Origin of the sequence: Halorubrum distributum JCM 10118, from assembly GCF_000337335.1 — an archaeon.
GTDB lineage: Archaea > Halobacteriota > Halobacteria > Halobacteriales > Haloferacaceae > Halorubrum > Halorubrum distributum.
The window spans coordinates 316,432-340,928 of the sequence record NZ_AOJN01000049.1 but is presented as its reverse complement, the minus strand read 5'-3'; the positions used below and the strand labels follow the sequence as shown (position 1 = coordinate 340,928).

Below are 24,497 nucleotides of genomic sequence, written 5' to 3'. Positions count from 1 at the left end.
GCGATCGCATTACAGACGTGAGGGGTTATTGTCGCTCTTCGTGGAGATGTACAATTTTGCTCACAACATCATCAAACAGACCATCCTCCCGTGGGGTAGGTACGCGTACAACTGGTGGCAGTACGGACCTGGTATCGCACGCCCGGGCGAACTCATCAACGTTGACCCTCGGGAAATAGAGTACGTTATGATCGACTGTAAATTCAACCATCGGGCGAAAAAAACCCATGCTTACATAAAAGGCGGAGACTGGGACAGAAACTATCTTGACGACGGCTTGATGTTCGTCGGATCCGACGAAGGATTCGACGAACTTGGGCTCGTTCCGGTCGAGGACTACGGGTTTTATACGTCACTGAGGAATCATTTTGAGAAAGGCTTGCCGTGGGAAGAAACCGAGATCTACAAGCACTTCAGCGACAACCCACGTCCGCCGGATCGAACCTATCCGCTCACCAGAGATGACCGTCCACACAGAGGCGGGAAATACGCGACAAAAGACGTTCTCGATGAGGAATTCAGCCGGATCGACGACTTGTACGAACACATGAAAGAATATGGGTATCTCACTCAACGCGAACTCAGGGAGCGGGAAGATGCACCGTATTCGGCGAAAAATGTGGCTCCTGCGTCCGACGAGGTTCTAGTGAACATCGGTCGCTCCGGAAATATAATCTTCGACGAGGGGCGACACCGGTTTGCCGTCGCACGGATTCTCGGTCTCGAATCGATTCCCGTCAAAGTGCTAGTCCGACACGAGAACTGGCAGGCGATCCGCCGTGAGGTGGCACGTACAGACTCGACGGCCGAATTGAGCGACCGATCCCGACGATATCTCGATCACCCAGATATCCGTCCTTTAGTGTAGAATCTGCTATTCAAACAGCACTGATTTATAGCACCCCTGTTGAAGAAACTCGTATGAAGCCCTCAGTCGTTATACCTGCAGCAGGGCTTGGGACGCGGATGAACGATCGGACCGAAGACAAGCCGAAGTGTCTCGTCGAGGTTGAAGACAAGACCGTTCTCGAACACCAGATCGACACTCTCGAAGCCCTTGACATTCCTGTCGAACAGATACATGTCGTTATCGGAACGACCGGTGACTGCTGGACACAGGAGTCATACGAGCGAATACGCAGGATCCATGACGACATCATCATTAACTTCGAAAATATGTCGAAGGGCCCTGCGTTCAGTCTGCGGCTGGGTGTCGAGGCAACCACCCAAGACCAGATCATAATCCTTGACGGAGACGTATTCGTACAGCAGGAGATTCTCGGGTCGCTGATCGAGAGTAACCACCGTTCTGCGATCGTCTCGAAGACCGCGAAAAACAGAGGGGAACCCGGGAGCAAGGTCGTCACGAACAATGAGAATGTAGTGACTGATATCGGAAAAGAAATCCAGCCCGATCGTTTCCCCTGGCATATCTACGCGGGGATCGCAAAGATCGGGGGCGACGAACTTGACGCGCTCAAAGAGACGCTCGGGTCGGAAAACATAGTGGGTATGGATGTTGCCGATGTCCTGCGAGAGGTGTCGCGGAGCAAAATGGTGTCAAACATAGTTTTCGACGATGGTTGGGTCAACATGAATCGGCCGGAAGACATCAAGAGGGCGGGCGAACTCATATGACGAAGCGGATTCTTATTGTCGGGAAGTCGGGCTTGCTCGGAACGAAGCTCCACGAACGATTGGTGAACAAGTACCGAGTCGGTGGGGTGAGCAAGAGCGGCGCCGGAATGAACAATCGGGAGCTCGATATCACGGAGCAAGACGCTGTCGAGACGTTTTTTGACACGTATTCGTTCGACGTAGTCATCCATGTCGCCGCGAACACAGATGTTGATTTCTGCGAGCACAACCAGACTGAGGCTTGGGAGACAAACGTCGAAGGAACGAAGAATCTGGTCCTGGAGTGTAAAAAGCGAGGCATCAAGTTCTGCTATCTGTCGTCAGATTACATTTTTAGCGGAGCAAACCCGCCATACGAAGCGGACGCGAATCCAGACCCGGTCAACTATTATGGCATGACGAAACTCGAGGGCGAGCGAATCATCCGGGAGGAGTTACATGATTTCGTTATCATTCGTCCAGGGAAGCTGTACGGCTACACACCGGATTTTGGATGTGACCCGTTCACGAGTTGGGTCAGAAACAGCCTGAGTGAAGACAGCACGGTACGTGTCGATGACTCGATAGTTAAGTATCCAACACTCATCGATGATGTTTCCCGGTTCGTAGAGGCCGCGATCGAATCCGATTGGACAGGGTTGTTCAACTTTTCGGGACCGGACAGCACGACCAAGTATGAATGGGCGAGATCCATAGCAGCGAATTACGGGTTCGATTCCTCGAGGGTCGAAGCGAAGACCGCTGACCCATACGCGGACCGGCCCCAAGATGTCCGATATGTGTCTACAGACTTCGGTATCGATCCGCATGGCGTCGAAACCGGGATCGAAGTGATGTACAAACAGGAGTACTGCTCTTTCCGACCGATTTATCGGATGGACATCGCTGAGGAGTTCCAGGGACAGAGTTCCGGGGAGATTCGAAAACGACTTGGCGCAGTCCTCGCCAGAGAGGACGATATCGAGCCCGATGTCGTGGTTCCTATCCCGAAGTCGGGGATCTATCCGGCGATCGGGTATGCAGAGGAGATCGGCTCACCGCTCGAGTTCGCTCTTTCGAAACAGCAGCTTCGAAAGCGGACGCTGTACGACGAGAGTATCGATCGAATAAACGTTCTCGAGGAAAAGATGCGTGCTATCAAATCTCTCATCGAAAACAAAACTGTCGCAGTTGTCGACGAAGCCGTCCTGTCAGGTAAAACATTGCGGACGGTGATTCCCATACTGGGTGCTGCCTCCAAGATACACGTCAGAATCTCTTCTCCCCCCGTGACACAAACGTGTCCCGCTTACATGCATCCTGAAAACAGTAATATCTTTGTCGACGACCTCGACATTGACAGCGAAAGCAACGATATCGAGAGTGCCATCGCGGCCGAACTGAATGTCTCCTCGGTAAAATACGTTGACCGGGATTCGTACCTCTTGGAGATGGGGGTTGAAGGTGACGACATCTGCTCGTTCTGTTTTCACTCCTAACGGTTCGGACGCGGTGCTGTCGCCTACCATCACTATCATAGAAAACTTGAGTCTACACCTTTAATTGAGGCACTATCTGTATGAATTCTATAATTAATTCTGTCGATAACGAATTTTCACTCATGTACTGATCCGCTGGACGAGTTTAGCTTGTTGTCGTATCACTGGAACCATCACGCCAAAACGTACGTGACAGGTATTGCTGCTGACCGAAGCAAGACCATGAACGGGATACATATTCTCGTGGGTAAGCGAACAACCGAACCGGAATATCGATGGATGGTAGAAGAAATCGATCATCTCTTACTACATTCTACGGGTGGGATATAGACGTACATAGTTGATATCGAAAAGTAAATAAGCATTTGAGGCTGTTAGTTGGCACAATATATGGACGTCATCAGGATAGATGAGATCTCAGAAGAAAACCGGGGAGAGTACTCTATCAAGCGGCTGTTCACGGAACAATTGGAACACGATGTCGAAAACGTCGGCTTTTATCGAACGCTTATCCCAGAGGGCAACAAGGTAGCGAAACACCACCACGAAAACCTTGACGAGGTGCTATACTTTCTCACGGACGGGATCGTAGAGACTGACGAAGAAATAATCGAGTTCAACACAGGAGATTCGATGGTCCTCAAAAAGGGGGACAACCATGAGATCCGCGCGGAAAACGGTGAGGTCCGCCTTATTGCGGTCAAATTGCCCAACCACAAAGAAGATAAGACGATGGCGTCTTCTTAAGATGTATGACGACAGGTGTTTGATCGTTCTGACAGGACCCACTGCATCTGGAAAGAGTACTATAGCGAAGTGGCTTGAACAGCGATGGGACGACACTGTCGCGTATCACTCCGCGGAGATACGGCGAGAACTACATCTGATGCCCGAGGACATAGGATACGAGTTCGATTTGAGTAATAATACATTTGTCGAATCCGTCTCCGGGGAAGTGTACGAAGAGATGCGGTCACGAGCCGGAGAGACGATTGATGATGGAGGGTGTGCAGTCATCGATGGGTCACACAGGCTACGCCAACAGCGTCTATTGTCGTACAACGTCGGACTCAACCGGGATGTACCAGTGGTCCTCGTGGCCTGTGAGTGTAACGACACCGACGCGATCAAGCAACGCCTCGCCGAGCGACGGGACCGTGAAGATGCTTTCGCTGAGGCTACCGAATTTAGCACCTACGAAAGCACGAAAGAGGAAGCAGAACCGATCACCGGGGATCCGCCGGTCGAACGCAGGGAGGTCGGGATCGTCAGATATGATTCTGAACGAGGGTTAGTCGAAATCGAGCAGGAAGGCAGTGACGCCAGAGTAGTCACCGAAATCCACCAAGAACTACAAGCGTTACTCGATGGTCGAAGATTCAATTAAGGAGTTCGACGGCCGACAGCTCGATCGTCCGGTGATAGCTGTCGATTTCGACGGTGTCGTGACGAGCCCACACGCACTGAAAAGCCAAGAATTCCAGATACGCGGATACGATATCTCGGAGCAACAAACGGACCGGAACTACTGTTTGAACGTCCGAAACATAGAGAAGGCAGACTATGAAGCAGTCTCACATGCGGTGAACGTAGCACGTCTCGACCAGGTCCCGATCCGTAACAAGGCGGCAGCAGGATTACAACAGCTGGTCGATGAGGGGTTGTACCCGGTTCTGGTTACCTCGCGTCACGACGAGGAGATTCCGCCGATGTTGAGGTACGTTCGGAAGCATCGGCTTCCGGTCTCGGAGTACCTGAATACTGGAAGAGATCCCAAAATCGACGCCGCTAAAACGCTCGGTGCGCGTATAATCGTCGATGACTCTCTCTCGAAACTCGAACGCTTCCTTGAGGAAGAAGACGGCGAATGGACGTTGATTTTCTTCCAGAACAAAGCGAATTCGTACGTCGAGTCTGTCCCGGAAAGGGTCCATGTTGTGGACGGATGGGACGCGCTTGTTACGTGTATCCTCCAAGAGTCCTAACGTAGATTGAGGAGAGTCGAGACGGTTTGTGCGTGCCATATCTGGGAACGAACGATCGGTCGAGATATGGCCGCTACACGCTTATAACGACGTACTGTCCGAACAATAACCTGTTTCCCATGAGCAACCACGTGATTAGTTGACAGTGGATTTACATATCCACGTCGAATTAAATTCGGTGGAAACATGTTGACAGAGTTGGTTAAACGACATAAATTCATCAGCAAGCACCATACAGGAGGGGTGTGTGAGAACGGTCGCGGTATGGCCATCAGTAACTGACCGTTCAATGGAATTTATCACCCACTCAAGCCACTCATCTGGTTCGCGGGATTTGTTCCCGAACGGTCCCTCAAAGTCATTCTCTGCCACGAATTCCGGCGTCCGAAATGCGTGATACAAGTGTTCATGATCGGGCGGCGTGTTTATCGGAACTACAGTCAGTCCGTCCCCCTCCCGAACCTCTCCATCCGGTTTCACCGTGTCGGAAAAATGCGTGATACCCGCCTCCGACAGCAACGGCGCCGTATGCTTGTCATGCCGATACGCATGGTCACGCCAGGACGTGATCTCGATGCCCAACTCGGCGAACCTCTCGATCGTCTTCCGGATCTCCCAGCGCTGAAACGGACGCGGTCCGTTCCACGAACCGGTGAGTCCCCGCCACCCCTTGTGAACGAGCGTGTTGAACGCCCAGTAGTTGTGCCCGCCGATCTCGACGTTCTCCATGGCCGCGAGTCGCTTCACTCGTTCCGGTTCTTCTTCGGCGGCCTTCCCGGTCACGAACAGCGTCACGGGAACGTCGTACTCGGCGGCAATCTCGGCGTACTCGATAGCGGCCTCGACCTCGGTGCGGTCCATGTACTCCTGGTCCCGCGTCTCCAGAGACATGTGGTGAACGTCGCCGGTGAGACAGACCGTCATTCGAGGTACCCGAGGTCCTCTAAGCGAGCCGCCACCTCGTCGTCGGCGCTTTGATCGATCGACGCGAACGGAATCGGCTCGCGAGACGCGACCGACTGCCCACCCGTCAGTTGCGGTTCCCCGTCCATGTCGGTCGGGACGGCGACGCCGAGCTGCTGAAGCAGCGTCGGCGCGACGTCCGTGATCGACAGGTCATCGTCGAGTGACTCGTCGCCAGCATCAGTTCCGGCAGCGAGGAACAGTCCGGTCCGGACGTTCTCGGCCTTCCACTTGCCCGCGTCCGAGAACACCGGATTGTCGCCGATGGCACCGCTCGTGTGAACGCCATCGCGCTGATCGAAAATGACGTTCGGTGCTTCGTCGACGAACTCACCTTCGTACGCCTCCTCGCGCGTGTACACCGCGCTCGCGATCGGCTTCCCACTGCGTTCGAGTTTCTCGAGGTCGCGCACGAGCTCCTCGGTTCGAGAGTCGTCTATCAGGTATATCAGTCCCTGGCCGCTCGCGATGGCGTCGCTGCGCTCCCAGTCCACCTTGTCGAGCTTCTGCTCGCGTTTGAACCCCTCTTCGTCCTCGGGGACGGCGTCCTTGACCGACTCCGGCGTGAGCGACGTGATCAGCCCGTGAACCCCGAGACGATGTGCGAGCTGGGAGACGCGTTTCTTGTTGATCCCGAACTTCGAGAACGTCTCGGACGCTCCCGTCTTGGTGACGAGGTACCCCTCGCGTTCCAGCCAGCTGTTGGCGTGGAACACCGTGTCCACGTCGGTACACCCGTGGTCGGACATCAGGTAAAGCGTTGCGTCGGGGTACGCATCGCGAATCTCGCCGATGTGTTCGTCGATGACCTGCCACCCTCGCTTCGTTACGTCGTCTCGCCAGAAGAAGTGTTGGAGAACGTTGATGTAAAACACCGTCAGATGAGCCACGTCAACGGGGCGATCCTCGAGAAGACCGCGGAACGTTTCGAACCGATCGTCTATCAGATCGACGATGGCAGACGCCGCCTCGCGGTCCTCATTCGACGTGACGGGGATTTTCGGATGTAGCCGGTAGTCGCGCTCTTCGAGTTCGGCTTCGAGCGTGCTCGGGTAGGTGTAGTCGTCCTGTTCGCTTCCGGGACCCCCAGCTACCATCCAGCCGTCCACCTCGAACGGCGGATACGACATCGGGAGGTTCATGATCCCGACCGTTTTCCCGGCGTCGTTCAGGTAATCCCAATAGTTACTCGATATAAACGACCGAGATGTCGGCGTCGTGAGCGTTCGATTTTCGGTGTCGATCTTCTCCCACCAGAAAACGCCGAGCTTTCCGGGGTTCTTACCCGTCGAGTAACAGCGCCAGTTCGGACACGTGACCGGTGGCGGACAGCTCTCCATGTCGCTCCACGTTCCCGCTTCTCGGAGCGCTTGGATGTTCGGAAGGTCGCCGCTTTCGAGCCACGGCTCTAACAGGTCCCAGTTCGCTCCGTCGAGACCGAGGACGATCGTCTCCGTCATCGTTCAATCGTTCTTCGCTACTCGGGAGGAGTATATGTTACTGGCGGACGCGTCGCTGGAGGTTGGCGTGCCAGTCCGCGATGGCATCACGAGCACTCTCGGTGAACGTATCGATGGAGAACCGAGAAACGTGTTGCTTGGAATCGACAGTAAAGTCTTGTTCGGCGAATTCACCGATACTCCGTTGGATGCTACCTGCTGTCCCGTCGTGAAGTCGTCCATTCGCCTCGCCCACAAAGTGCCCTGGAAACCCTTCGTTTCGGGCTAACACCGGCTTTCCGCTCGCGTTCGCCTCAATGGGAACGATTCCGAAGTCTTCGTTGTGCCCGTTGAACACAACCGCGGTACAGCGCGCTAGTAGCTCGAACTTCTCGGTCTCATCAACGAAACCGCGCCACTCGATATTTTCCGCGCGCTCGATCCGATCCAAGACCTCATCGTCGATGTCGCCCGCTCCACCGGCCATCACCAGCCGCTCGTCCAGTTGTTCGAACGCCGAGACGACCTCGGGAACGCCCTTCTCCTCGTCAAGCCGACCGAGGTGAAGGAAGTATCCGTAGTCACCGTCGTTGTGGTACCGATCCAGTTCGACGGGAGGATACAACACCTCCGAGTCCCGCTTGTAGTACTTCCAGAGGCGGCGTTCGATGATCGGGCTGTTGACGAAGTAGTGATCGACGCGCGGATCGACCGCCATATCCCGCGTCCGGAGATAGCGTATCATCGGTCGCGAAAGGGATCCGAACAGCGAGTCCTTGCGGTCGTGGTAGAGGTCGTAGAACCACCGGGGCGGCGAGTGACAGTAGTTCACGTGAAGCGTGTCGTCGGGCGTGATGACCGCCCGCGTCGTCGCGCCCGATGTGACCAACACGTCCGGATCACCGAACTCACGCCAATCGACGTCCTCCCACTGAGAGTACTCGAAGAGGCGCCCGGCACGCCGCTGGAGTCCCCGGACAGCCGAGTAGTCGAGATTGGGAGTTACGTCTTCGAACGTCACCGACCCGTACGGATTGGGATCGTCGGGATCGGGCTCGCCAAGCGTGTAGACGCGATCCACGTCGACGGCCTCCGCGAGCTTCGTGACGAGGTACTCGGCTCCGCCCCACGCGTTGACGTGCCAGTGGGCGACCGCAACGTCGAGATCGTCGAAGTCGACGGGTTCGTCAGCGGCCGACGCATCCATATTGAGCCCAAAGACGGGTCATCGAAAAAGTGTGTCGTCATCCCAGTCCCAGAGGGCGTACGCGTATCCCAACCCGACAGCGGCAGTGAATTGAAAGAGGAAAAGGAACTGAAGCAGGCCGGCCAGCGAGGGGTCTCGAATCAGAGTCGCGGTCCGTGCCGGTACCGAATCGGTCGCCAAGGCTGTGAGAAACGCTCCCTCTTCCCCGCCCTCGTCGTTGACGAACGACTCCATCGCCCGCTTTGAGTACCCCTGCCAGAACGCACGGTCGATTAACCACCGGAACCCAGTCCGATACTCGAACACCTTGTGTGCCACCTCTGCCTCCGGATCGTACCACACGCCCTGACCGTACTCCTCTCGCATCCGGGCACACAGCTCCGTCTCCCCACCCTGGAGGTTCTTGTCGCCCTTCCGCCCGCCGATATCAACGTCGAACCCGCCCAACTCCGCGAACACGTCCGCCCGGAACGAGATGTTCGAGCCGAAGGTGTTGCGCACCTCGCCCGGGCCGTCCGCGAATCCGCGATGCGTCACCCCAATCAACCAGTAAAACTCTTCGGGCAGAAACGACGGCTTCCGCGCGACCCATTCTGGTGTCATCTTTCCGCCTGCCGCGATCGCGTCCTCCTCCTCGTAGGCACGTGTTAACCGCTCGGCCCACGCCTCGTCCGCCACCGCGTCGTCGTCGATGAACGCGACCACGTCGCCGGAGGCCAGCTCGGCGCCGCGGTTCCGACTCGCCAGCAACCCTACGTTTTGGTCGTTACACGCGATTACTGTGTCCTCGCGATCGCCGTAATCCTCAGCGACGCGGTCGTACACCTCGGGCGTCCCGTCGACGACCACGACGAGTTCGACGTCGTCGTGCGTCTGTGCGAGGACGCTGTCGGCGGCCTCGCGGAAGTGTTCGTACATGTCCAGCGTGTACGTACAGACGACGACCGAGACCTTCACACCGAGACGCTTTCGACGCTCGCGCTTAGGGTTTCCGCCTCGGGCCGAATCCTGGAACGTGTTCGCGGTCGAACACCCGCGGGCACGCGAATTGAGCGCAGGTATATGACAAGCCTTATGCGCGTTTTGACAGTGCCTTGCGGTAATGAGCGATTCGAACGATCCGCCGGACGAATCGGACTCGTCCCCGTCCGATCTCCTCGCGCGGTGGTACCACGTTCCCGTCCTCCTCGGGATATTCGCGTTCATGCTGTGGACGCGGCTGCGCTCGTACGGGAACTTCATCCAAAACGGTGAGGTGTACTTCCGCGGCAACGACGCGTGGTATCACCTCCGCACGACGAACTACCTCCTCGAAAACTGGCCAAGCACGCTTCCGTACGACGTCTGGACCGGCTTCCCGGTCGGGACGAACGCCGGCCAGTTCGGCACCCTCTGGGACCACATCATGGCCGTCGGGGTCTGGATCGCCCGGCCGATCACGGGCAGCACCGAGGAGGTCATGCTCATTATGGCACCCATCGTTGGCGCGCTCGTCGCGGTCCCGACGTACTTCATCGCGCAGCGGTTCGTTGACCGGATTCCCGCACTCGCGGGCACCTTGACGCTGGCGCTGTTCTCCGGCACGTTCCTCCGCTACACGCTCGTCGGATTCCCCGACCACAGCGTGGCCGAGGTGTTCTTCCAGAGCACCGCTATCCTCGCGTTCCTCGTCGCGCTCGGCGTGGCGGAACGCGAGAAGCCGGTGTGGGAACTCGTCGTCGACCAAGACTGGGACGCGCTCCGGCAACCCGTTGCCTACGCCGCGGCGGCCGGCGTCGCGCTCGGCCTCTACATGTGGACGTGGCAGCCGGGCATCCTGATGGTCGGCTTCACGGGCATCTTCCTCGCCGTCAAACTCACGAGCGACACCTACCACGGGAAGAGCCCGGAACCGGTGGCGTTCGCCGGCGCGGTGGCAATGACAGTCGCCGGTCTGATGCAGATTATCCCGCTCGACACCTTCCGATTCGCACCGAGCGAGTACTCGGTGCTCCAGATCGTCACACCGCTCGCCGTCGCGCTCGGTGCCGTCTTCCTGGCGTGGCTCGCCCGCCAGTGGGAGGCGCGCGACCTCGGTACCGACACCTATCCCGCGGCCGTTGGCGGGCTGGTTCTCGCGTCCGCAGGCGTCGTCTGGCTCGCGATTCCGTCGCTGTGGTCGACGATCGTCAATAACCTCCTCAACACCGTCGCATTCTCCGCGAGCGCGGGCGCACGCACCATTGGCGAGGCACAACCGCCCCTCCAAGGCGCCTCGTTCTCGAACTTCGTCCTCTCGCAGTACGGGCTTGCCTTCTTCCTTGCGCTCGCCGCGGTGCTTTACATCCTTGCGCGCCCGCTCTACCGTTCCGACGACACCAACCACACGCTGTACATCCCGGCCGCGCTCGCGGTCGTCGGCTCCGTCTACGCCGTCCCGCAGGCGTACAGCGCGATCGGCGGCGTCGTTGGCGTCGACTGGCAGGTGATCGGTCTCCTCATCGCCGCCGCCTTCCTCGTCGGCGCGACGCTGCTCGTCGAGTACGACGCCGAGGAGCTGTACTTCGTCGTGTGGGCGGCGTTCATCGGGAGCGCCGCGTTCACGCAGGTCCGCTTCAACTACTACCTCGCCGTCGTCGTCGCGGTCGGGACGGCGTACTTCCTCCAAGTCGCGCTCGACGCCCTGGAGCTCACCTCACTCGACGCGCTCCGCGAGATCGAAGGCTGGCAGATACTCACCGTCGCCGCCGTCCTCGCGATCCTCATCGTTCCCCTCGTCGGCGTCGCCACGCCGGTCTGGCAGGCGGGTAACTCCAGCCAGCCGGGCAGCGTCGTCCAGTGGGACGAGAGCCTCCAGTGGATGAACGACGAGACGCCCCAGCCGGGCGAGCTCGAAGGTGCGGACAACCCGATGGAGCTGTACGGCACCTACGAACGGCCGGCCGACGGCGACTTCGAGTATCCGGAGGGCGCCTACGGCGTCCAGTCGTGGTGGGACTACGGCCACTGGATCACCACGCGCGCCGAGCGCATTCCGAACGCGAACCCGTTCCAACAGAACGCGGGCGAAGCGGCCGACTACCTGCTCGCGCCGAGCGAGGAGGAGGCCGCGGAAGTGCTCGCGAGCCAGAGCACCGAGGGGAACAACACCCGCTACGTGATGGTCGACTGGCAGATGGCGTCGCCGAACTCCAAGTTCAACGCGCCGGTCACGTTCTACAGCGGTAACGAGACCGTCCGCGACTTCAACGAACTGCTCTACCAGCGGACAGAAGGACAGAACGGCCAGGGCGGCGGGCTCCGGGCCGCGCTCCAGACGCGGACACAGCGCTACCACGAGAGCCAGATGATCCGGCTCTACCAGCACTACGGGAGCGCGGTCGAGCCGCAGCCGGTCGTCCTCGACTGGGAGCCGCAGACGGCACAGACCCGGTCCGGCGAGCAGGTCGACATCAGGGTCCTCCCGAGCGAGGGCCAGCCGATCCAGCGGTTCGATAACCTCTCCGCGGCGCGGTCGTACGTCGAGGAGGACGGCTCGGCGCAGGTCGGCGGCGTGATGGGCGTCCCCTCCGAGCGGCTCGACGCGCTCGAACACTACCGGCTCGTTCACGCCACGGAGGCGCCGGGTCGCTCGCCGTACGCACAGCAGGCGAGCATCCTCGCGCAACGGTTCGGCGTCGACCTCCAGGCGACGTTCGGCGAGTCGTTCCTCGGCGCGTTCCGCGACGACTTCGTCAAGACGTTCGAACGCGTGCCGGGCGCGACCGTCGAGGGCTCGGGCGCCGAGCCCGGCCAGGAGGTCAAAGCGACCGTCGAGATGGAGAAGCCGAACGGCCAGACGTTCGAGTACACGCAGTACGCGACGGCGGACGACGACGGGAACTTCGCGTTCACGCTCCCGTACTCGACGACCGGGTACGAGGAGTTCGGCCCCGAGAACGGGTACACGAACACCAGCGTCCGCGCGACCGGCCCGTACAACATCACCACGGAACAGACGACCGGTGACGACCTGTACACCACCCAGCGCGTCGGGCAGGTCGAGGTGACCGAAGGACAGGTCGTCGGAGAAGACGACTCGGCGGCGACGGTCGAGCTCGAAGAGCAGATCATCGACTGCCCGAGCGGCGACTCGGAGTGCCCGGTCGACGATGGTAGCGGAAGCGACGGCGGTAACACGACGAACTCGACGGACGCGGGGTCGCTGATCGGCGTCGAGCCGGCGGCGACGACCGCGACGACGACCGTGACGACCGCGACCGCACCGAACTGACGCGGACGCCGACCCGCGCGCAGCGCGGGCGACGCCGTCGTTCGATCCCACCCTTCTTTACTTCGGCTGCGCTTCGTGCGAGCAGATGGCGGACCTCCGCGAATGGGCGACGATCTACCTGAAGGGGATCGCGATGGGGAGCGCCGACGCCGTGCCGGGCGTCTCCGGCGGCACCATCGCGCTGATCGTCGGAATCTACGAGCGCCTGATCGCGGCGGTCACCGCGATCGACCCCGCTCGGGTGCGGCGCGTGCTCGCCGGCGTACGACCCGGTAGCCGCGACGACGCGCGGGCCGCGTTCCGAGAGGTCGACGGCGCGTTCCTCCTCATGTTGGGCGCCGGGATCGGTACCGCCGTCGTCACGGTGTTAAGCGGCGTGAACTACCTGCTTTCGACCCGCCCGGTCGCGACGCACGGCTTCTTTTTCGGGCTGATCGCGGCGAGCGCCGCGGTGTTGCTCGGCGACGTCGACCTCTCGACGCTCCGGCGGAAGACCGCCGCGATCGCGGGCTTCGCACTGGCCTTCCTCGCGTCGGGCGTCGCCGCGACCGCGCTGGGCAGCCCGCTGCCGGTCGTCTTCGTCGCGGGCGGCCTCGCCGTCAGCGCGATGGTGCTCCCGGGGATCTCGGGCTCGCTGCTGCTCATCGTCCTCGGCCAGTACGAGTACATGTCCGGCGTCGTCGCGCGGTTCGTTGACGCCGCCGGCGCGCTCGCGCTCGGGAACCGCGCGGACGCGCTCGTCGAGACGCTGCCGCCGGTGGCGACGTTCCTGCTCGGCGGCGTCGTCGGGCTCTTCACCATCGCCCACGCCGTCCGCCACGCCCTGTCGCGGGCGCGGGCCGCCACGCTCGCGTTCCTCGTGAGCCTGGTCGTCGGGGCGCTTCGCGCGCCGCTGGTGGAGGTGTCCGCGCGGCTGGCCGAAAGCGGCGAGTCCTGGCGGGCGGCCGCGCCGCGGTTCGCGCTGGCGGCGCTCGTCGGCGCCGGGCTCGTGGCCGCTCTGAATCGGTACTCCGCGACCATCGAGTACTAAGCGGCGGACTCGGTCGCGACCACGCGGGAGGAGTGAACCGCAGCCGGTCGGCGGTTCTCACGGAGCCAAGGAGGAAGCCCACGACCTGAGGAGGCGAAAAGCCCGGCAATACTCGTCACAAACCACGAGCGACGAAGCGGATGCGGCGGCGTGACGGACGGTAGCGGTCGAGTTGACTGCGGCTTCCGGTAGGAGTTGTCAGACCGACCCGTCCATGACCTCAGCGAGTTCGCGGTCGATCTGTTCGACCTGCCGAGTGAGCCGCGAGACCATCTCTGTCTGGCTCTCGTTTTCGTCCGCGATCTCCGCGATTTCGTCGTTGACGACCTGCGCCCGCTGAGAGACGTCGTCGACGGCGCTCGATATCTCTTCGGCCACGTTCGCCTGTTCGTCTGTGGCATCGGCGATCTCGCTGATCCCGCTTTCGGTCTGCTCGACCGCCGCCAAGATCTGCTGCTGGTTCTCGAGGACCGCCTGAATGTCGTCTCTCGCGGACTGGATCTCGTCGTTGGCCGTATTCACTTCGTTGGTCGTTCGGTTCGCTTTCGCTTTGATCTCCGCGACGGTATCTTCTATGTTGTCGGCTTGGTCCTGAGAGCGGCCAGCCAGGCTCTTGACCTCGTCGGCGACGACGGCGAACCCGTCGCTGTCGCTGCGTGCGGCCTCGATGTTAGCGTTCAACGCGAGCATGTTCGTCTGCTCCGCAATATCGTTGATCACTCCGACGAACTCTTCGACCTGTTCGATCTCGTCTCTCAGATCCGCGACGTCGTCTGCTACGGTCGCCGACTTCTCGGCCGTGTCGTCTACCTGATCGATGACCTCGCTCGCGGTGTCGACGGACTCTTGCGCGAGCGCTCTCGATTCGGCGCTCTGGCTGCTGACCTCCTCGGCGCTGGACGCAATCTCCTCGACGGTAGCGCTAAATCCGGAGACGTCGCCTTGGGTGCGTTCGAGTTCGGCTGCCTGCTCGGAGACGAGCTGCGTGATCTCGTTCGAGCGGTTCGCGACTTCGGTGGTCGACTCACCCAACTGCTTCATCGACGTCTCGACGTTGTCAGAGAGTTCCTCTTGGAGATCTGTCAGCGTCTTTCGCTGCTGAACGACCGCCGTCACGTCGAAGAGGAGCTCGACCGCACCGACGACCTCTCCGGTCGGCGTCTGGATCGGCGTCCCGATTGCGCGTGCGTGCGCCTTCGAACCGTCCGGTCGTTCCGCGGATCGGAACTCCTCTTCCCGGATCGGCGTCCCGGTACGAACGACCTCCTCAGCCAACGTCTCGTCTTCGCCCTCCGTTCCGAACACGTCGTACGCGTTCATTCCGACCGCTTCACTCGCCGGCAGGCCGAGGATCGCTTCCGTGGCTGCGTTCCATTGGGTGATGTTACCGGCGGCATCGACGACGAACGCCGCTTCAGGAAGCTCCGAAATGAACTGCTCGAATGTGTATCGCCAGAAGTCCCCGTCCGATTCGCTACTCGTCTCTCGAAGACGTTCGTTCTGCGTAGCCTGCGTAGTCTGAGACATATCGGTAGACCCCGATGGGACTACATGTGGGTTTCGTCGTCGTTATTAGACCTGATAAGTGACGCCTCGCGCGGATCGGTCCGATCCGTTTCCAGTCACCCCCTATGGCGCACAACGCCTTTTCCGCTCCCGCCCGTACGACTACACATGGTCCAGATGGAATCCGACTCGGAACTCGACCGCGGCGACGCCGCGCCCGACTTCGAACTGCCCGGCGCGGACGGGGAAACCTACGCGCTCGACGACTTCGCAACGGACGCGCTGCTCGTCGTCTTCACCTGTAACCACTGCCCGTACGCGAAGGCGAAGATCGACCTCCTGAACGAGCTCGCGGCCGAGTACGACGACCTCGCCGTCGTCGGGATCAATCCCAACGACGCCGAGGAGTACCCCGACGACTCCTTCGCGGCGATGCGCGAACGCGTCGCGGACGGTACGGTCGCGTACGACGCGTACCTCCGCGACGAGACCGGCGCGGTCGCGGCCGCGTACGACGCCGTCTGTACGCCGGACCCGTTCCTCTTCGGCCGCGAGGACGGTGCGTGGCGGCTCCGCTACCACGGCCGCCTCGACGACGCGCTCAACCCGGACGACGAAGCGACCGAGTTCTACGTCCGCGACGCGGTCGACGCCGTCCTCGCGGGCGAAGATGTGGAGATTCCGGACCGCCCCTCGCGCGGCTGCTCGATCAAGTGGCCGGACGAGGCGGCCGACGAGTAGGCTCGCGGACGCGCGGGCCGGTGCCGGAACGGCGTTCCGACGGAGACGGCTTAACAAGGGTCCGGGCCGAACGGCGGGTATGGGAATGAAAGGCGACGAGCCGGACCTCCACGAGATCGATCGCTACGATGGCGGGGTCGGCTGGATCGCGTACCCCGACGAGACGATGGAGCGCGCGAGCCACGCGTTCGCGGTCGCGAACGAGGAGACGGGTGGCGACGACGTGTGGGTGGTCGACCCGGTCGACGCGCCCGGCGTCGACGACTTGCTCGACGAGCTCGGCACTGTCGCCGGCGTCGTGGTCGGACTCGACCGCCACGTGCGCGACAGCGGCGAGGTCGCCGCGCGCCACGACGTCCCGGTGTACGTCCCCGAGTGGATGACTGGCGTCGCCGAGGAGCTCGACCCGGACGTCGAGGTCGAGCGGTTCGGCTCGCGGCTCGCGGACACCGGCTTCGAGGCGATCGAGATCCGCGACTCCTCGCTGCCGCCGTGGCAGGAGGTCGGGCTCTTCGACGGGGAGACGCTGATCGTTCCCGAGTCGCTCGGCAACGCCTCGTACTTCCGCGGCGACCGCGAGCGCCTCGGCGTTCACCCCATGTTACGACTCACGCCGCCGACTGGCGCGCTCTCCGGGCTCGACCCCGAGCGCGTCCTCGTCGGCCACGGCGTGGGCGTCCACGAGCGCGCCGCAGTCGCCCTCGAGGACGCGCTCTCCGATTCACGGTCGAAGGCCCCCGGGCTGTACGCGAAGACGCTCAAGTCGGCGCTGCCGTTCTGAACGCGGACAGCGGCCGGCGGCGGAGGCCGACTCCGCCGGCCGACCCCGTCAGCTGACCCACCCGGTCGCACTGTGCGTGACCTTTTGTCAATGGGTCCCGTAGCGACGGCCGACCAGTGATCTACGTCACCCGCGACCTGTTGACGGTGCTTCGCGAGCGCGCGGCGAGCGAGGACCCCGACGAGGCGAACCTCCGCCTCTCGGCGACGCCCGCCGGCGAGTTCGAGACCGATCTCGGGCTCGACCCGGCGACGCCGGTCGTGACCCACTTCACGCTCCCGTCCGTGGGGGGGTCCGTCAGCTCCGTGTTCGGCGTCGACCTCGGCACGCCGGCGGGCGAGGGCGGTGCGCGGTTTGTCTCGCACCCGGACGGGTTCCTCGGGGTGTCGCGGACCGACGACCTCGCGGGCGTGGTGATCGTCGCCGTCCCGCCGTACGACGAGGACTCGGTCGCCGCCTTCGATCGGTCCGGAGACGGGGTCGAACTCGCCGTCGTCGACGCCGAACCGCCGACCGAAACGGTCCCCGAGTGAGCCGAGAGCAGGGGTTTCAAGCCGTCGGAGGGAATATCCGGTCGTAATGGCAGCACGGCCACCCGGCGGCGGCGATACGAAGGAACCGGAGGCGATCGAGTTCGGCATCGCCGCGCTCGACGCCCGGCTCGACGAGGCTGACGTGTCGTTTCCCGCGACGGCCGCGGAGCTCCGAGACGCGCTCGGCGACCAGGAGGTTCCCTACGACGCGCAGGGACGGTCGATCGCGCTCGCGGACGCGCTCGACCGCGTGCCGCAGCAAGAGTTCGAAAACGAGACGGCGTTTCTCGACGCCTTATACCCGGTGTTCGACGAGGCCCGCCGCGAGGAGCGCGGCGTGATCGCCAGCCTCCGCGACGCGCTTCCGTTCTGAGGTCGCGACGGACGGCCGCCGCTCGGTCTCGCTTAACGGGCGTCCGGGCGGGCCTCGACTTCGCTCCCTTCCTCGTCGGCCTCGCCGGCGTCGTACCGCTCGATGACGTCGTTGATCAGGACGACGTCGCCGACCGCGCGGACCCAGCGGTACGGGACGACGACGCCGGTCGAGCCGTCCACCTGTCCGGCGAACAGCTCGTGGTTGAGTTCGGCGAGCGCGAGTCCGGTGACGGCGCGCGCGTCTAAGTCCAGCTGGATGTCTTCGATCTCACCGACGAAAACGCCGTTGCTCGAGTACACCTCGCGACCGACGAGCGCCGTGATCTCTTCGGGGGCTGCGTTCATACACGACACGGACACGAGCGCGCCTAATAAGCGTTCGTTGTCGAACGACGCGCGTCGGACGCCGGCGGGTTCCCGACGCTCGGGAGCCGGTCACCCTCGCGGCGCGATCACTTCGATCGGATGCCTCGGGGCGGCGTCGAGCAGGGCGTCGAGCTGCTCGGTACAGGACGTGCCGGGGGCGACGACGGTGCGGTCGGTGTCGCCGAACTGCTCGCGCAGCGGCTCGCCGACGTCCACGCTCAGCTCGTAGTAGTCCGTCTTGTAGCCGAACGAGCCGGCCATCCCGCAACACTCCGTGTCGGAGACGCGCACGTCGTAGCCGAGCCGCTCGAAGGTCGCGGTCGCGTACTCGCCGACCTCGACCGTTCGGGCCTGGCAGTGGGGGTGGTACGCGATCCGTTTCCCGGACGCGACCGGTCCGGTCCCCTCGCTCGGCGCGCGCAGCGCCGCCGGGTCGGCGCCGTTCTCCAGCAGACCGAAGACGTACTCCATCGCGTCGTAGCTCGCGTCCGCGAGCCGCTCGTAGGAGTCGACCGGGAGGAACCGCTCGTACTCCCGGCGGAACGTCGCGAGGTCGCTCGGCTCGATCACGACCACGTCGCGCCCGGCGTCGAGGTGCGGCGCCAGCCCGGCGTAGAGGTCCTCGGCGGCGGCCTCTGCGGTCGCGACCATCCCCTGCGAGAGCGGCGGGCGGCCGCTCCCGGGCAGGTCCGGCACGCGGACGTGAACGCCGAGCGCCTCCAGCGCCCTGACGGTCGCCTTCCCGCGCTCGACGTCGACGTAGTTCGTCGCGGTGTCCGGGTAGACGACGGCCGCGCGGGTCGCCTCGTCGGCCGGGACCGCGGGGCCCCCGCGGGCCTCGAACCAGTCGACGAGCGACTCGCGCGCGAACTCGGGGAGCTCGCGGCGGCGGTCGATCCCGGCGACCCGCTCGGCGATGGCGCGCACCGGCCCGGCGTTCGCGAGGCGGTTGGCGATCGGGGCGGTCCGGTGGCCCCACTTCGCCAGCGTCGCGTAGTTGCCGACCAGCCGCGTGGCGAGGTCGAGGCCGCCGGGCTCCTCGTCGGGGACGAGCTCCTCGAACGCCCAGTCGAGCTGGCTCGCGTCGGCCTCCCCGCGGTTGATCCGGTCGCGGACCGCGGTGTTGATCCACGGGATGTCGATGCCGACCGGGCAGGCCGGCACGCAGCGCGAGCAGCCGGTACAGAGGTCGTTGAACTCCGCCGCGGTGTCGAGCCCCTCGATGCCGGCCTCCCAGCCCGTCGCGATCCCGCCGGAGTACGTCTCGCCGCCGAACGCGTGCCCCCCGACGCTCTGGAAGTTCCCGCAGGCGTTCGAGCAGGCCGAACAGCGGATGCAGTACAGCGTCTCCTTCAGTTCCGGGTCGTCGCGCATCGCCAGTCGGCCGTTGTCGATCAAGACGAGGTGGAAGTCGCGGTCGGCGTCGGAGCCGTCGGCGAGCGGCGTCTCGTCGTCCTCGAAGTCTGGCACCGGCGAGTCGACCGGGGGAGTCAGCGTCGAGATGTAGGAGGTCACGTCCTGCCCGGTGCCGGACCGCCCGATCAGCTCGACGAAGGGAGAGAACTCCTCGACGGTCGGGACGAGCTTCTCGACGCCCGCGACGGCGACGTGGGTGTCAGTCGCGGTCACCGTCTTCCGGGCGTTCCCCTCGCTGGTGACGAGGAGCATGGTACCCGAGTCGGCCGCGACGAAGTTCGCGCCGGTCATCCCGAGGTCGGCGTCCTCGATCAGCTCGCCGAGCCGCTCGCGGGCGAACATCGTGAGCTCCTCGGCGGTCTCGGGCGGGTCGTCGGGGTCGAACCGCTCGGCGAACAGCTCCGCGATCGCCTCGCGCGACTTGTGGATCGCCGGCGCGACGATGTGGGAGGGCTCCTCGTCGGCCAGCTGGAGCACCCACTCGCCGAGGTCCGTCTCGACGACGTCGACGCCGTCCGTGGCGAGCGCGTCGTTCACCTCGATCTCCTCGGAGGTCATCGACTTCGATTTCACCGCACGCTCGGCGCCACGGTCGGCCGCGACCTCGCGGATATACCGGTTCGCGTCGGCCGCGTCGTCGGCGAGGTAGACGGTCCCGCCGTTGGCCTCGACGGTCTCTCGCACCTCGTCGATGAGCTCGGGGAGCCGCTCGATCGCGTCCTCCTTGATGGCGCGCGCCTCGTCTTTCAGCGCCTCGTAGTCGTCGAGGCGACCGGTCGACTCGTAGCGCCCGTCGTTGAACCCGCGGGTGTTCTCGGCGACCGCGTCGCCCTCGGTCGCCAGCAGCTCGCGGATCCGCTCGGCCTTCGTCTCGCGGTCGGGGTCGCCCGCGCCAGCGGCGTCGCTCGCGCCGGCCTCGGCGTCGCTGCTCATTGGATTCCCTCCGCCGCGTCGGCGGCGTCCGAGCCGTCCGTCGCGCCGTCGTCGCGAAGCAGGACCACGTGGACCTCCTTCGGTCCGTGCGCGCCGTGGACGAGCCCGCCCATGTCCGCGGTGGCGCTCGGACCGGTCGCGAACACCACGTCGGCCGACTCGTCGCGCGCCCGCGGCCCGAGCCAGTCGAAGGCGTCGGGCATGTCGGGGACGATGTCGGCCTCCCGGAGGACGACGACGTGGCGGTCGACGAAGAGGCTCACCGGCTCCGTCCCGGCCGGGTCCGCCTCCAGCGCGACGCTCCCGTACTCGGCGACGCCGAGCGACGCGGCGGTTATGCCGGTGTGCGCCGCGCGCAGGTCGGCGGTCGTCGGCTCCGTCTCGACGCGGTCCGGAAGCGTCGCGGGCGAGTCGGCGAGCCCGTCGGGCCCCGAGCGACCGAGCGGCACGCCGACCGCGGGCTCGCCCGCGGCCGCCTCAACCATGGTCGCGCACTCCTCAGGCGGACCCGCAGCGACCGCGACGCCGAGGTCGTCGAGCCGCCGGGTGAACGTCGACGTGTCTGCGAGTGACATAATCGTGCCTTCGCCGGCCGGTATATGGCTTTTGCGACGGCTCCCGGGCGGCGATAGCGCGGCAGGCACGCGGCGGTCTCGCCCGCCGCGCGGGCGATCGAATTCCCCCGACGCGCAGACGGCAGGAAGTTTTTCACGGTTCGACTGCGAGGGGTTCGCATGGCGACAAACACCCCGGGTCCCGACCCGACGGACGGCGGGGACTTCGACTACACCGGCGGCGCGGTGGAGCGACCGGACCTCGTCGACGCGCTCGATCGCCGCGTCGCGGGCGACGTGCGGTTCGACGACTACTCGAAGCGGCTGTACGCGACCGACGCGTCGGCGTACGAGGTCACCCCGATCGGCGTCGTGGTCCCGGAGTCGACCGCGGACGTCGCGGCCGTCCACGAGTACTGCTACGCGGAGGGGATCCCCGTCCTCCCGCGGGGCGGCGGCACCTCGCTGGCCGGGCAGACCGTCAACGAGGCGGTCGTCCTCGACCTGACCGGCGAGATGGACGACGTGCTCTCGACCGATCCCGACGCCAAGCGGGCCCGCGTTCAGGCGGGCGCGTACGTCGGCGACCTCAACGCCGCGGTCGAGGGCGACGGGCTGAAGTTCGCGCCCGACCCGGCGTGGCGCGACAAGTCCGCCGTCGGCGGTGCGATCGGCAACAACTCCACCGGCTCGCACTCCCTGAAGTACGGGAAGACCGACCACTACGTCGAGGAGCTGGAGGTCGTCCTCGCCGACGGCACCGTGACGACGTTCGGCGAGGTCGCGGTCGAGGAGCTTCGGGAGTCCGCGGACCCCGACGCCGACGACCTCCTGCCCCGAATCCACGCCGAGGTCGTGCGGATCCTCGACGAGGAGGCCGACCGGATCGACGAGCGGTTCCCGGAGCTGAAGCGGAACGTCTCCGGCTACAACCTCGACCGCCTGCTCGCCGAGTACCGCGGCGAGCACGGCGAGGAGGGCGTCGTCAACCTCGGCCGCCTCATGGCCGGCAGCGAGGGGACGCTCGCGACGGTGACGGAGGCGACCGTCTCGCTCGTCGAGATCCCCGCGACGAAGGCGGTGGCGCTGCTCACCTACGACGACCTCCTCGACGCGATGGAGGACGTGGCGGCGTGTCTCGAACACGACCCCGCCGCCGTCGAGGTGATGGACGACGTGCTCTTGGGCCTCGCCGCCGACACGCCCGAGTTCGAGGACGTGGTCGGCATGCTCCCCGACGGCACCGACTCCGTCCTCCTCGTCGAGTTCTACGCGGAGAACGACGCGGAGGGGAAACAGAAGGTCGCGGACCTGATCGCGGACCGGGTGGGCGCCGACGCCAACGGCGGGGCCGCCGACGGGTCCGGCGCCGCCGTCGACACCGCGGCCGACCCGAGTGCGGGCGCCGCCGAGACGACGAGCCACCCCCGGCGGGCGGTCCACGCGATGGAGGCGCACGACCCGGAGCAGCGCGACCGGTTCTGGAAGATGCGCAAGGCGGGCCTCCCGATCCTGCTCTCGCGCACCACCGACGAGAAGCACATCTCCTTCATCGAGGACTGCGCCATCCCGCCGGAACACCTCCCCGAGTACACCCGCGAGTTCCAGGAGATCTTGGCGGACAACGACACGTTCGCCACCTTCTACGCGCACGCCGGGCCGGGCGTGTTACACATCCGCCCGCTGATCAACACGAAGGAGGTCGACGACGTCGACGCGATGGTCGACATCGCTGACCGCGTCACCGACGCGGTGGTCCGGCTCGGCGGGTCGGTGTCCGGCGAACACGGCGACGGCCGCGCGCGCACCCAGTGGAACCGGAAGCTGTACGGCGACGACCTCTGGGAGGCGTTCCGCGATCTCAAGACCGCGTTCGACCCCGACTGGCTGCTCAACCCCGGGAACGTCTGCGGCGACTCCGACATGAGCGAGAACCTGCGGTTCGACGCCGACTACGAGTACGACGCCGGCTTCGACCCCGCGATGGAGTGGGCGGTCGACAACGGGATGCAGGGGATGGTCGAGCTGTGTCACGGCTGCGGCGGCTGTCGCGGCCCGCAGGAGACGACCGGCGGCGTGATGTGCCCGACCTACCGCGCGTCGGAGGAGGAGATCCAGGCGACCCGCGGCCGGGCGAACATGCTCCGCGGGGCCATCTCCGGCGAGCTCCCCGACGACCCGACCGACGACGAGTTCGTCACCGAGGTGATGGACCTGTGCGTCGGCTGTAAAGGCTGTAAGGTCGACTGCCCGAGCGGCGTCGACATGGCGAAGCTGAAGGCCGAGGTCGAGCACGCCCACCACGAGGAGCACGGGATCGACCTCCGGACGCGGCTGCTCGGCCGCTTCGAGTCGCTCGCGCCGCTCGCCTCGAAGTTCGCCCCGCTCTCTAACCTGCCGAACAAGATCCCCGGGAGCGGCCTCGTCGCGGAGAAGGCGCTCGGGATCGCGAAAGAACGGGACCTCCCCGAGTTCCGCTCGGAGACGCTCGTCGACTGGTTCGAGGCGCGCGGCGGCGCGGGCGTCCCGCGCGAGGAGGCCGCCCGCGACGTGCTCTTATTCCCCGACGTGTACACCACCTACACGAACCCCGGCGCGGGGAAGGCCGCGGTGCGCGTGCTGGAGGCCGCGGACTGCCACGTCGAGATTCCGGACGTGGACGGCAGCGGGCGCCCGCCCCACTCGAAGGGGATGCTCGACGTCTCGCGCGCGACGGCGAAAGACGCCGTGGAGACGCTCGCGCCCGACGTCCGCGACGGATGGGACGTGGTCGTCGTCGAGCCGTCCGACGCCGTGATGCTCCAGTCGGACTACCACGACCTGCTCGATGGCGACGCCAGCGACGTGCCCGACGCCGACGTGGCGGCCGTCTCGGAGCATGCCTACGGCGTCATGGAGTACGTCGACGCCCACCGGCTCGACGAGTCGCTCGCGCTCGACGCGCCAACCGAGTCGCTCACCTACCACGGTCACTGCCACCAGAAGGCGACGAAGAAGGACCACCACGCGGTCGGCGTGCTCCGCCGGGCCGGCTACGGCGTCGACCCCCTCGACTCCTCCTGTTGCGGGATGGCGGGCTCGTTCGGCTACGAGGCCGAGCACTACTCCATGAGCAAGGCGATCGGCGAGAACCTGTTCGAGCAGGTGGACGCCAGCGACGGCGACGAACTCGTCGCTCCCGGCACCTCCTGCCGGACGCAACTGGAGGAGGGCCCCGGCGAGGTGCCGGAGCCGTCGCACCCGATCGAGAAGCTGGCGGCCGCGCTGGCGTAGGCGGCGGCCGATGTGGCGGCGGCTACG

General features: G+C 64.1%; 21 protein-coding genes and 1 pseudogene. 14 read left to right on the top strand and 8 right to left on the bottom strand.

The genetic code is table 11. The features are described 5' to 3' along the window. The first annotated feature begins 40 nt into the window (after window positions 1–40). From C466_RS16615 to C466_RS10600, 7 genes and pseudogenes are all read left to right on the top strand, one after another. On the top strand, window positions 41–868 hold the full coding sequence (locus tag C466_RS16615; RefSeq protein ID WP_152418560.1) for a hypothetical protein: 828 nt from the start codon (window positions 41–43) through the stop codon (window positions 866–868). A gap of 53 nt (window positions 869–921) precedes the next feature. Then, window positions 922–1,638 carry an NTP transferase domain-containing protein gene (locus C466_RS10615; protein WP_080505964.1) on the top strand — a complete coding sequence of 239 codons (717 nt, stop codon included), beginning with the start codon at window positions 922–924 and terminating at the stop codon, window positions 1,636–1,638. After that, the gene (locus tag C466_RS10610; protein ID WP_004596118.1) at window positions 1,635–3,116 is read left to right on the top strand and encodes a sugar nucleotide-binding protein; all 1,482 of its coding nucleotides are present in this window, start codon (window positions 1,635–1,637) and stop codon (window positions 3,114–3,116) included. The genes C466_RS10615 and C466_RS10610 overlap by 4 nt, the downstream gene beginning before the upstream one ends. A 96-nt stretch (window positions 3,117–3,212) precedes the next feature. Next, a pseudogene (locus tag C466_RS16610) lies at window positions 3,213–3,351 on the top strand (IS701 family transposase); the annotation flags it as partial. A gap of 155 nt (window positions 3,352–3,506) precedes the next feature. Next, window positions 3,507–3,863 (top strand): cupin domain-containing protein, encoded by a 357-nt coding sequence (locus tag C466_RS10605; RefSeq protein ID WP_004596119.1) that lies wholly within the window; start codon window positions 3,507–3,509, stop codon window positions 3,861–3,863. Beyond that, complete coding sequence (locus C466_RS16120; RefSeq protein WP_080505966.1) at window positions 3,775–4,503, top strand: AAA family ATPase; 729 nt, start codon at window positions 3,775–3,777, stop codon at window positions 4,501–4,503. Before C466_RS10605 ends, C466_RS16120 begins: the two co-directional genes overlap by 89 nt. Further along, window positions 4,484–5,101, top strand: a complete 618-nt coding sequence (locus C466_RS10600) for a hypothetical protein (protein WP_004599788.1) — start codon at window positions 4,484–4,486, stop codon at window positions 5,099–5,101. The genes C466_RS16120 and C466_RS10600 overlap by 20 nt, the downstream gene beginning before the upstream one ends. A 135-nt stretch (window positions 5,102–5,236) precedes the next feature. Here the strand turns inward: C466_RS10600 and C466_RS10595 are convergent, their stop codons facing one another. From C466_RS10595 to aglG, 4 genes are read right to left on the bottom strand one after another with little or no spacing between them, the layout of a single operon-like run. Next, window positions 5,237–6,025, bottom strand: a complete 789-nt coding sequence (locus tag C466_RS10595) for a polysaccharide deacetylase family protein (RefSeq protein ID WP_004596121.1) — start codon at window positions 6,023–6,025, stop codon at window positions 5,237–5,239. After that, on the bottom strand, window positions 6,022–7,524 hold the full coding sequence (locus C466_RS10590; RefSeq protein WP_004596122.1) for an alkaline phosphatase family protein: 1,503 nt from the start codon (window positions 7,522–7,524) through the stop codon (window positions 6,022–6,024). Before C466_RS10590 ends, C466_RS10595 begins: the two co-directional genes overlap by 4 nt. Before the next feature lie 37 nt (window positions 7,525–7,561). Continuing rightward, on the bottom strand, window positions 7,562–8,710 hold the full coding sequence (locus C466_RS10585) for a glycosyltransferase (protein ID WP_004596123.1): 1,149 nt from the start codon (window positions 8,708–8,710) through the stop codon (window positions 7,562–7,564). A gap of 18 nt (window positions 8,711–8,728) precedes the next feature. After that, window positions 8,729–9,667, bottom strand: coding sequence for a glucosyl-dolichyl phosphate glucuronosyltransferase (gene aglG / locus C466_RS10580; RefSeq protein ID WP_004596124.1), 939 nt, complete (start codon window positions 9,665–9,667; stop codon window positions 8,729–8,731). A gap of 145 nt (window positions 9,668–9,812) precedes the next feature. Here aglG and C466_RS10575 point away from each other — a divergent pair, with 145 nt between their 5' ends. Together C466_RS10575 and C466_RS10570 are read left to right on the top strand one after the other, a co-directional pair. After that, the gene (locus tag C466_RS10575) at window positions 9,813–12,962 is read left to right on the top strand and encodes an oligosaccharyl transferase, archaeosortase A system-associated (protein ID WP_004596125.1); all 3,150 of its coding nucleotides are present in this window, start codon (window positions 9,813–9,815) and stop codon (window positions 12,960–12,962) included. An 85-nt stretch (window positions 12,963–13,047) separates the two neighbouring features. Next, complete coding sequence (locus tag C466_RS10570) at window positions 13,048–13,992, top strand: DUF368 domain-containing protein (RefSeq protein WP_004596126.1); 945 nt, start codon at window positions 13,048–13,050, stop codon at window positions 13,990–13,992. A 198-nt stretch (window positions 13,993–14,190) separates the two neighbouring features. Here the strand turns inward: C466_RS10570 and C466_RS10565 are convergent, their stop codons facing one another. Then, window positions 14,191–15,519, bottom strand: a complete 1,329-nt coding sequence (locus C466_RS10565; RefSeq protein ID WP_049897501.1) for a methyl-accepting chemotaxis protein — start codon at window positions 15,517–15,519, stop codon at window positions 14,191–14,193. Between the two features lie 147 nt (window positions 15,520–15,666). Between C466_RS10565 and C466_RS10560 the strand changes: the two genes are divergently transcribed. The 4 genes from C466_RS10560 (at window position 15,667) to C466_RS10545 (ending at window position 17,926) form a co-directional block, all read left to right on the top strand. Continuing rightward, window positions 15,667–16,239, top strand: a complete 573-nt coding sequence (locus C466_RS10560; protein WP_004596128.1) for a thioredoxin family protein — start codon at window positions 15,667–15,669, stop codon at window positions 16,237–16,239. A gap of 85 nt (window positions 16,240–16,324) precedes the next feature. Beyond that, on the top strand, window positions 16,325–17,020 hold the full coding sequence (locus tag C466_RS10555) for a hypothetical protein (RefSeq protein WP_004596129.1): 696 nt from the start codon (window positions 16,325–16,327) through the stop codon (window positions 17,018–17,020). Window positions 17,021–17,136: 116 nt separating this feature from the next. After that, complete coding sequence (locus C466_RS10550; RefSeq protein WP_004596130.1) at window positions 17,137–17,553, top strand: MPN domain-containing protein; 417 nt, start codon at window positions 17,137–17,139, stop codon at window positions 17,551–17,553. A 46-nt stretch (window positions 17,554–17,599) separates the two neighbouring features. After that, on the top strand, window positions 17,600–17,926 hold the full coding sequence (locus C466_RS10545) for a DUF5789 family protein (RefSeq protein WP_004596131.1): 327 nt from the start codon (window positions 17,600–17,602) through the stop codon (window positions 17,924–17,926). A 32-nt stretch (window positions 17,927–17,958) separates the two neighbouring features. Here the strand turns inward: C466_RS10545 and C466_RS10540 are convergent, their stop codons facing one another. The 3 genes from C466_RS10540 to C466_RS10530 all read right to left on the bottom strand — a co-directional run bounded on the left by C466_RS10540 (window position 17,959) and on the right by C466_RS10530 (window position 21,218). Next, window positions 17,959–18,273 carry a PRC-barrel domain-containing protein gene (locus C466_RS10540; RefSeq protein WP_004596132.1) on the bottom strand — a complete coding sequence of 105 codons (315 nt, stop codon included), beginning with the start codon at window positions 18,271–18,273 and terminating at the stop codon, window positions 17,959–17,961. Between the two features lie 90 nt (window positions 18,274–18,363). Then, window positions 18,364–20,643 (bottom strand): LUD domain-containing protein, encoded by a 2,280-nt coding sequence (locus C466_RS10535; RefSeq protein WP_004596133.1) that lies wholly within the window; start codon window positions 20,641–20,643, stop codon window positions 18,364–18,366. Next, window positions 20,640–21,218 (bottom strand): LUD domain-containing protein, encoded by a 579-nt coding sequence (locus tag C466_RS10530; protein WP_004596134.1) that lies wholly within the window; start codon window positions 21,216–21,218, stop codon window positions 20,640–20,642. The genes C466_RS10535 and C466_RS10530 overlap by 4 nt, the downstream gene beginning before the upstream one ends. A 159-nt stretch (window positions 21,219–21,377) precedes the next feature. Here C466_RS10530 and C466_RS10525 point away from each other — a divergent pair, with 159 nt between their 5' ends. Further along, a complete protein-coding gene (locus tag C466_RS10525) occupies window positions 21,378–24,470 on the top strand; it encodes an FAD-binding and (Fe-S)-binding domain-containing protein (RefSeq protein ID WP_004596135.1) in 3,093 nt (1,030 codons plus the stop codon). The last annotated feature ends 27 nt before the right edge of the window (window positions 24,471–24,497 follow it).

What these genes read in the sequence shown, in the direction of transcription:
- C466_RS10615 (WP_080505964.1), top strand. Translation starts at nt 922, where the DNA reads ATGAAGCCCTCAGTCGTTATACCTGCAGCAGGGCTTGGGACGCGGATG.
- C466_RS10610 (WP_004596118.1), top strand. Translation starts at nt 1,635, where the DNA reads ATGACGAAGCGGATTCTTATTGTCGGGAAGTCGGGCTTGCTCGGAACG.
- C466_RS10605 (WP_004596119.1), top strand. Translation starts at nt 3,507, where the DNA reads ATGGACGTCATCAGGATAGATGAGATCTCAGAAGAAAACCGGGGAGAG.
- C466_RS16120 (WP_080505966.1), top strand. Translation starts at nt 3,775, where the DNA reads ATGAGATCCGCGCGGAAAACGGTGAGGTCCGCCTTATTGCGGTCAAAT.
- C466_RS10600 (WP_004599788.1), top strand. Translation starts at nt 4,484, where the DNA reads ATGGTCGAAGATTCAATTAAGGAGTTCGACGGCCGACAGCTCGATCGT.
- C466_RS10595 (WP_004596121.1), bottom strand. Translation starts at nt 6,025, where the DNA reads ATGACGGTCTGTCTCACCGGCGACGTTCACCACATGTCTCTGGAGACG.
- C466_RS10590 (WP_004596122.1), bottom strand. Translation starts at nt 7,524, where the DNA reads ATGACGGAGACGATCGTCCTCGGTCTCGACGGAGCGAACTGGGACCTG.
- C466_RS10585 (WP_004596123.1), bottom strand. Translation starts at nt 8,710, where the DNA reads ATGGATGCGTCGGCCGCTGACGAACCCGTCGACTTCGACGATCTCGAC.
- C466_RS10575 (WP_004596125.1), top strand. Translation starts at nt 9,813, where the DNA reads ATGAGCGATTCGAACGATCCGCCGGACGAATCGGACTCGTCCCCGTCC.
- C466_RS10570 (WP_004596126.1), top strand. Translation starts at nt 13,048, where the DNA reads ATGGCGGACCTCCGCGAATGGGCGACGATCTACCTGAAGGGGATCGCG.
- C466_RS10565 (WP_049897501.1), bottom strand. Translation starts at nt 15,519, where the DNA reads ATGTCTCAGACTACGCAGGCTACGCAGAACGAACGTCTTCGAGAGACG.
- C466_RS10560 (WP_004596128.1), top strand. Translation starts at nt 15,667, where the DNA reads ATGGTCCAGATGGAATCCGACTCGGAACTCGACCGCGGCGACGCCGCG.
- C466_RS10555 (WP_004596129.1), top strand. Translation starts at nt 16,325, where the DNA reads ATGAAAGGCGACGAGCCGGACCTCCACGAGATCGATCGCTACGATGGC.
- C466_RS10545 (WP_004596131.1), top strand. Translation starts at nt 17,600, where the DNA reads ATGGCAGCACGGCCACCCGGCGGCGGCGATACGAAGGAACCGGAGGCG.
- C466_RS10540 (WP_004596132.1), bottom strand. Translation starts at nt 18,273, where the DNA reads ATGAACGCAGCCCCCGAAGAGATCACGGCGCTCGTCGGTCGCGAGGTG.
- C466_RS10535 (WP_004596133.1), bottom strand. Translation starts at nt 20,643, where the DNA reads ATGAGCAGCGACGCCGAGGCCGGCGCGAGCGACGCCGCTGGCGCGGGC.
- C466_RS10530 (WP_004596134.1), bottom strand. Translation starts at nt 21,218, where the DNA reads ATGTCACTCGCAGACACGTCGACGTTCACCCGGCGGCTCGACGACCTC.
- C466_RS10525 (WP_004596135.1), top strand. Translation starts at nt 21,378, where the DNA reads ATGGCGACAAACACCCCGGGTCCCGACCCGACGGACGGCGGGGACTTC.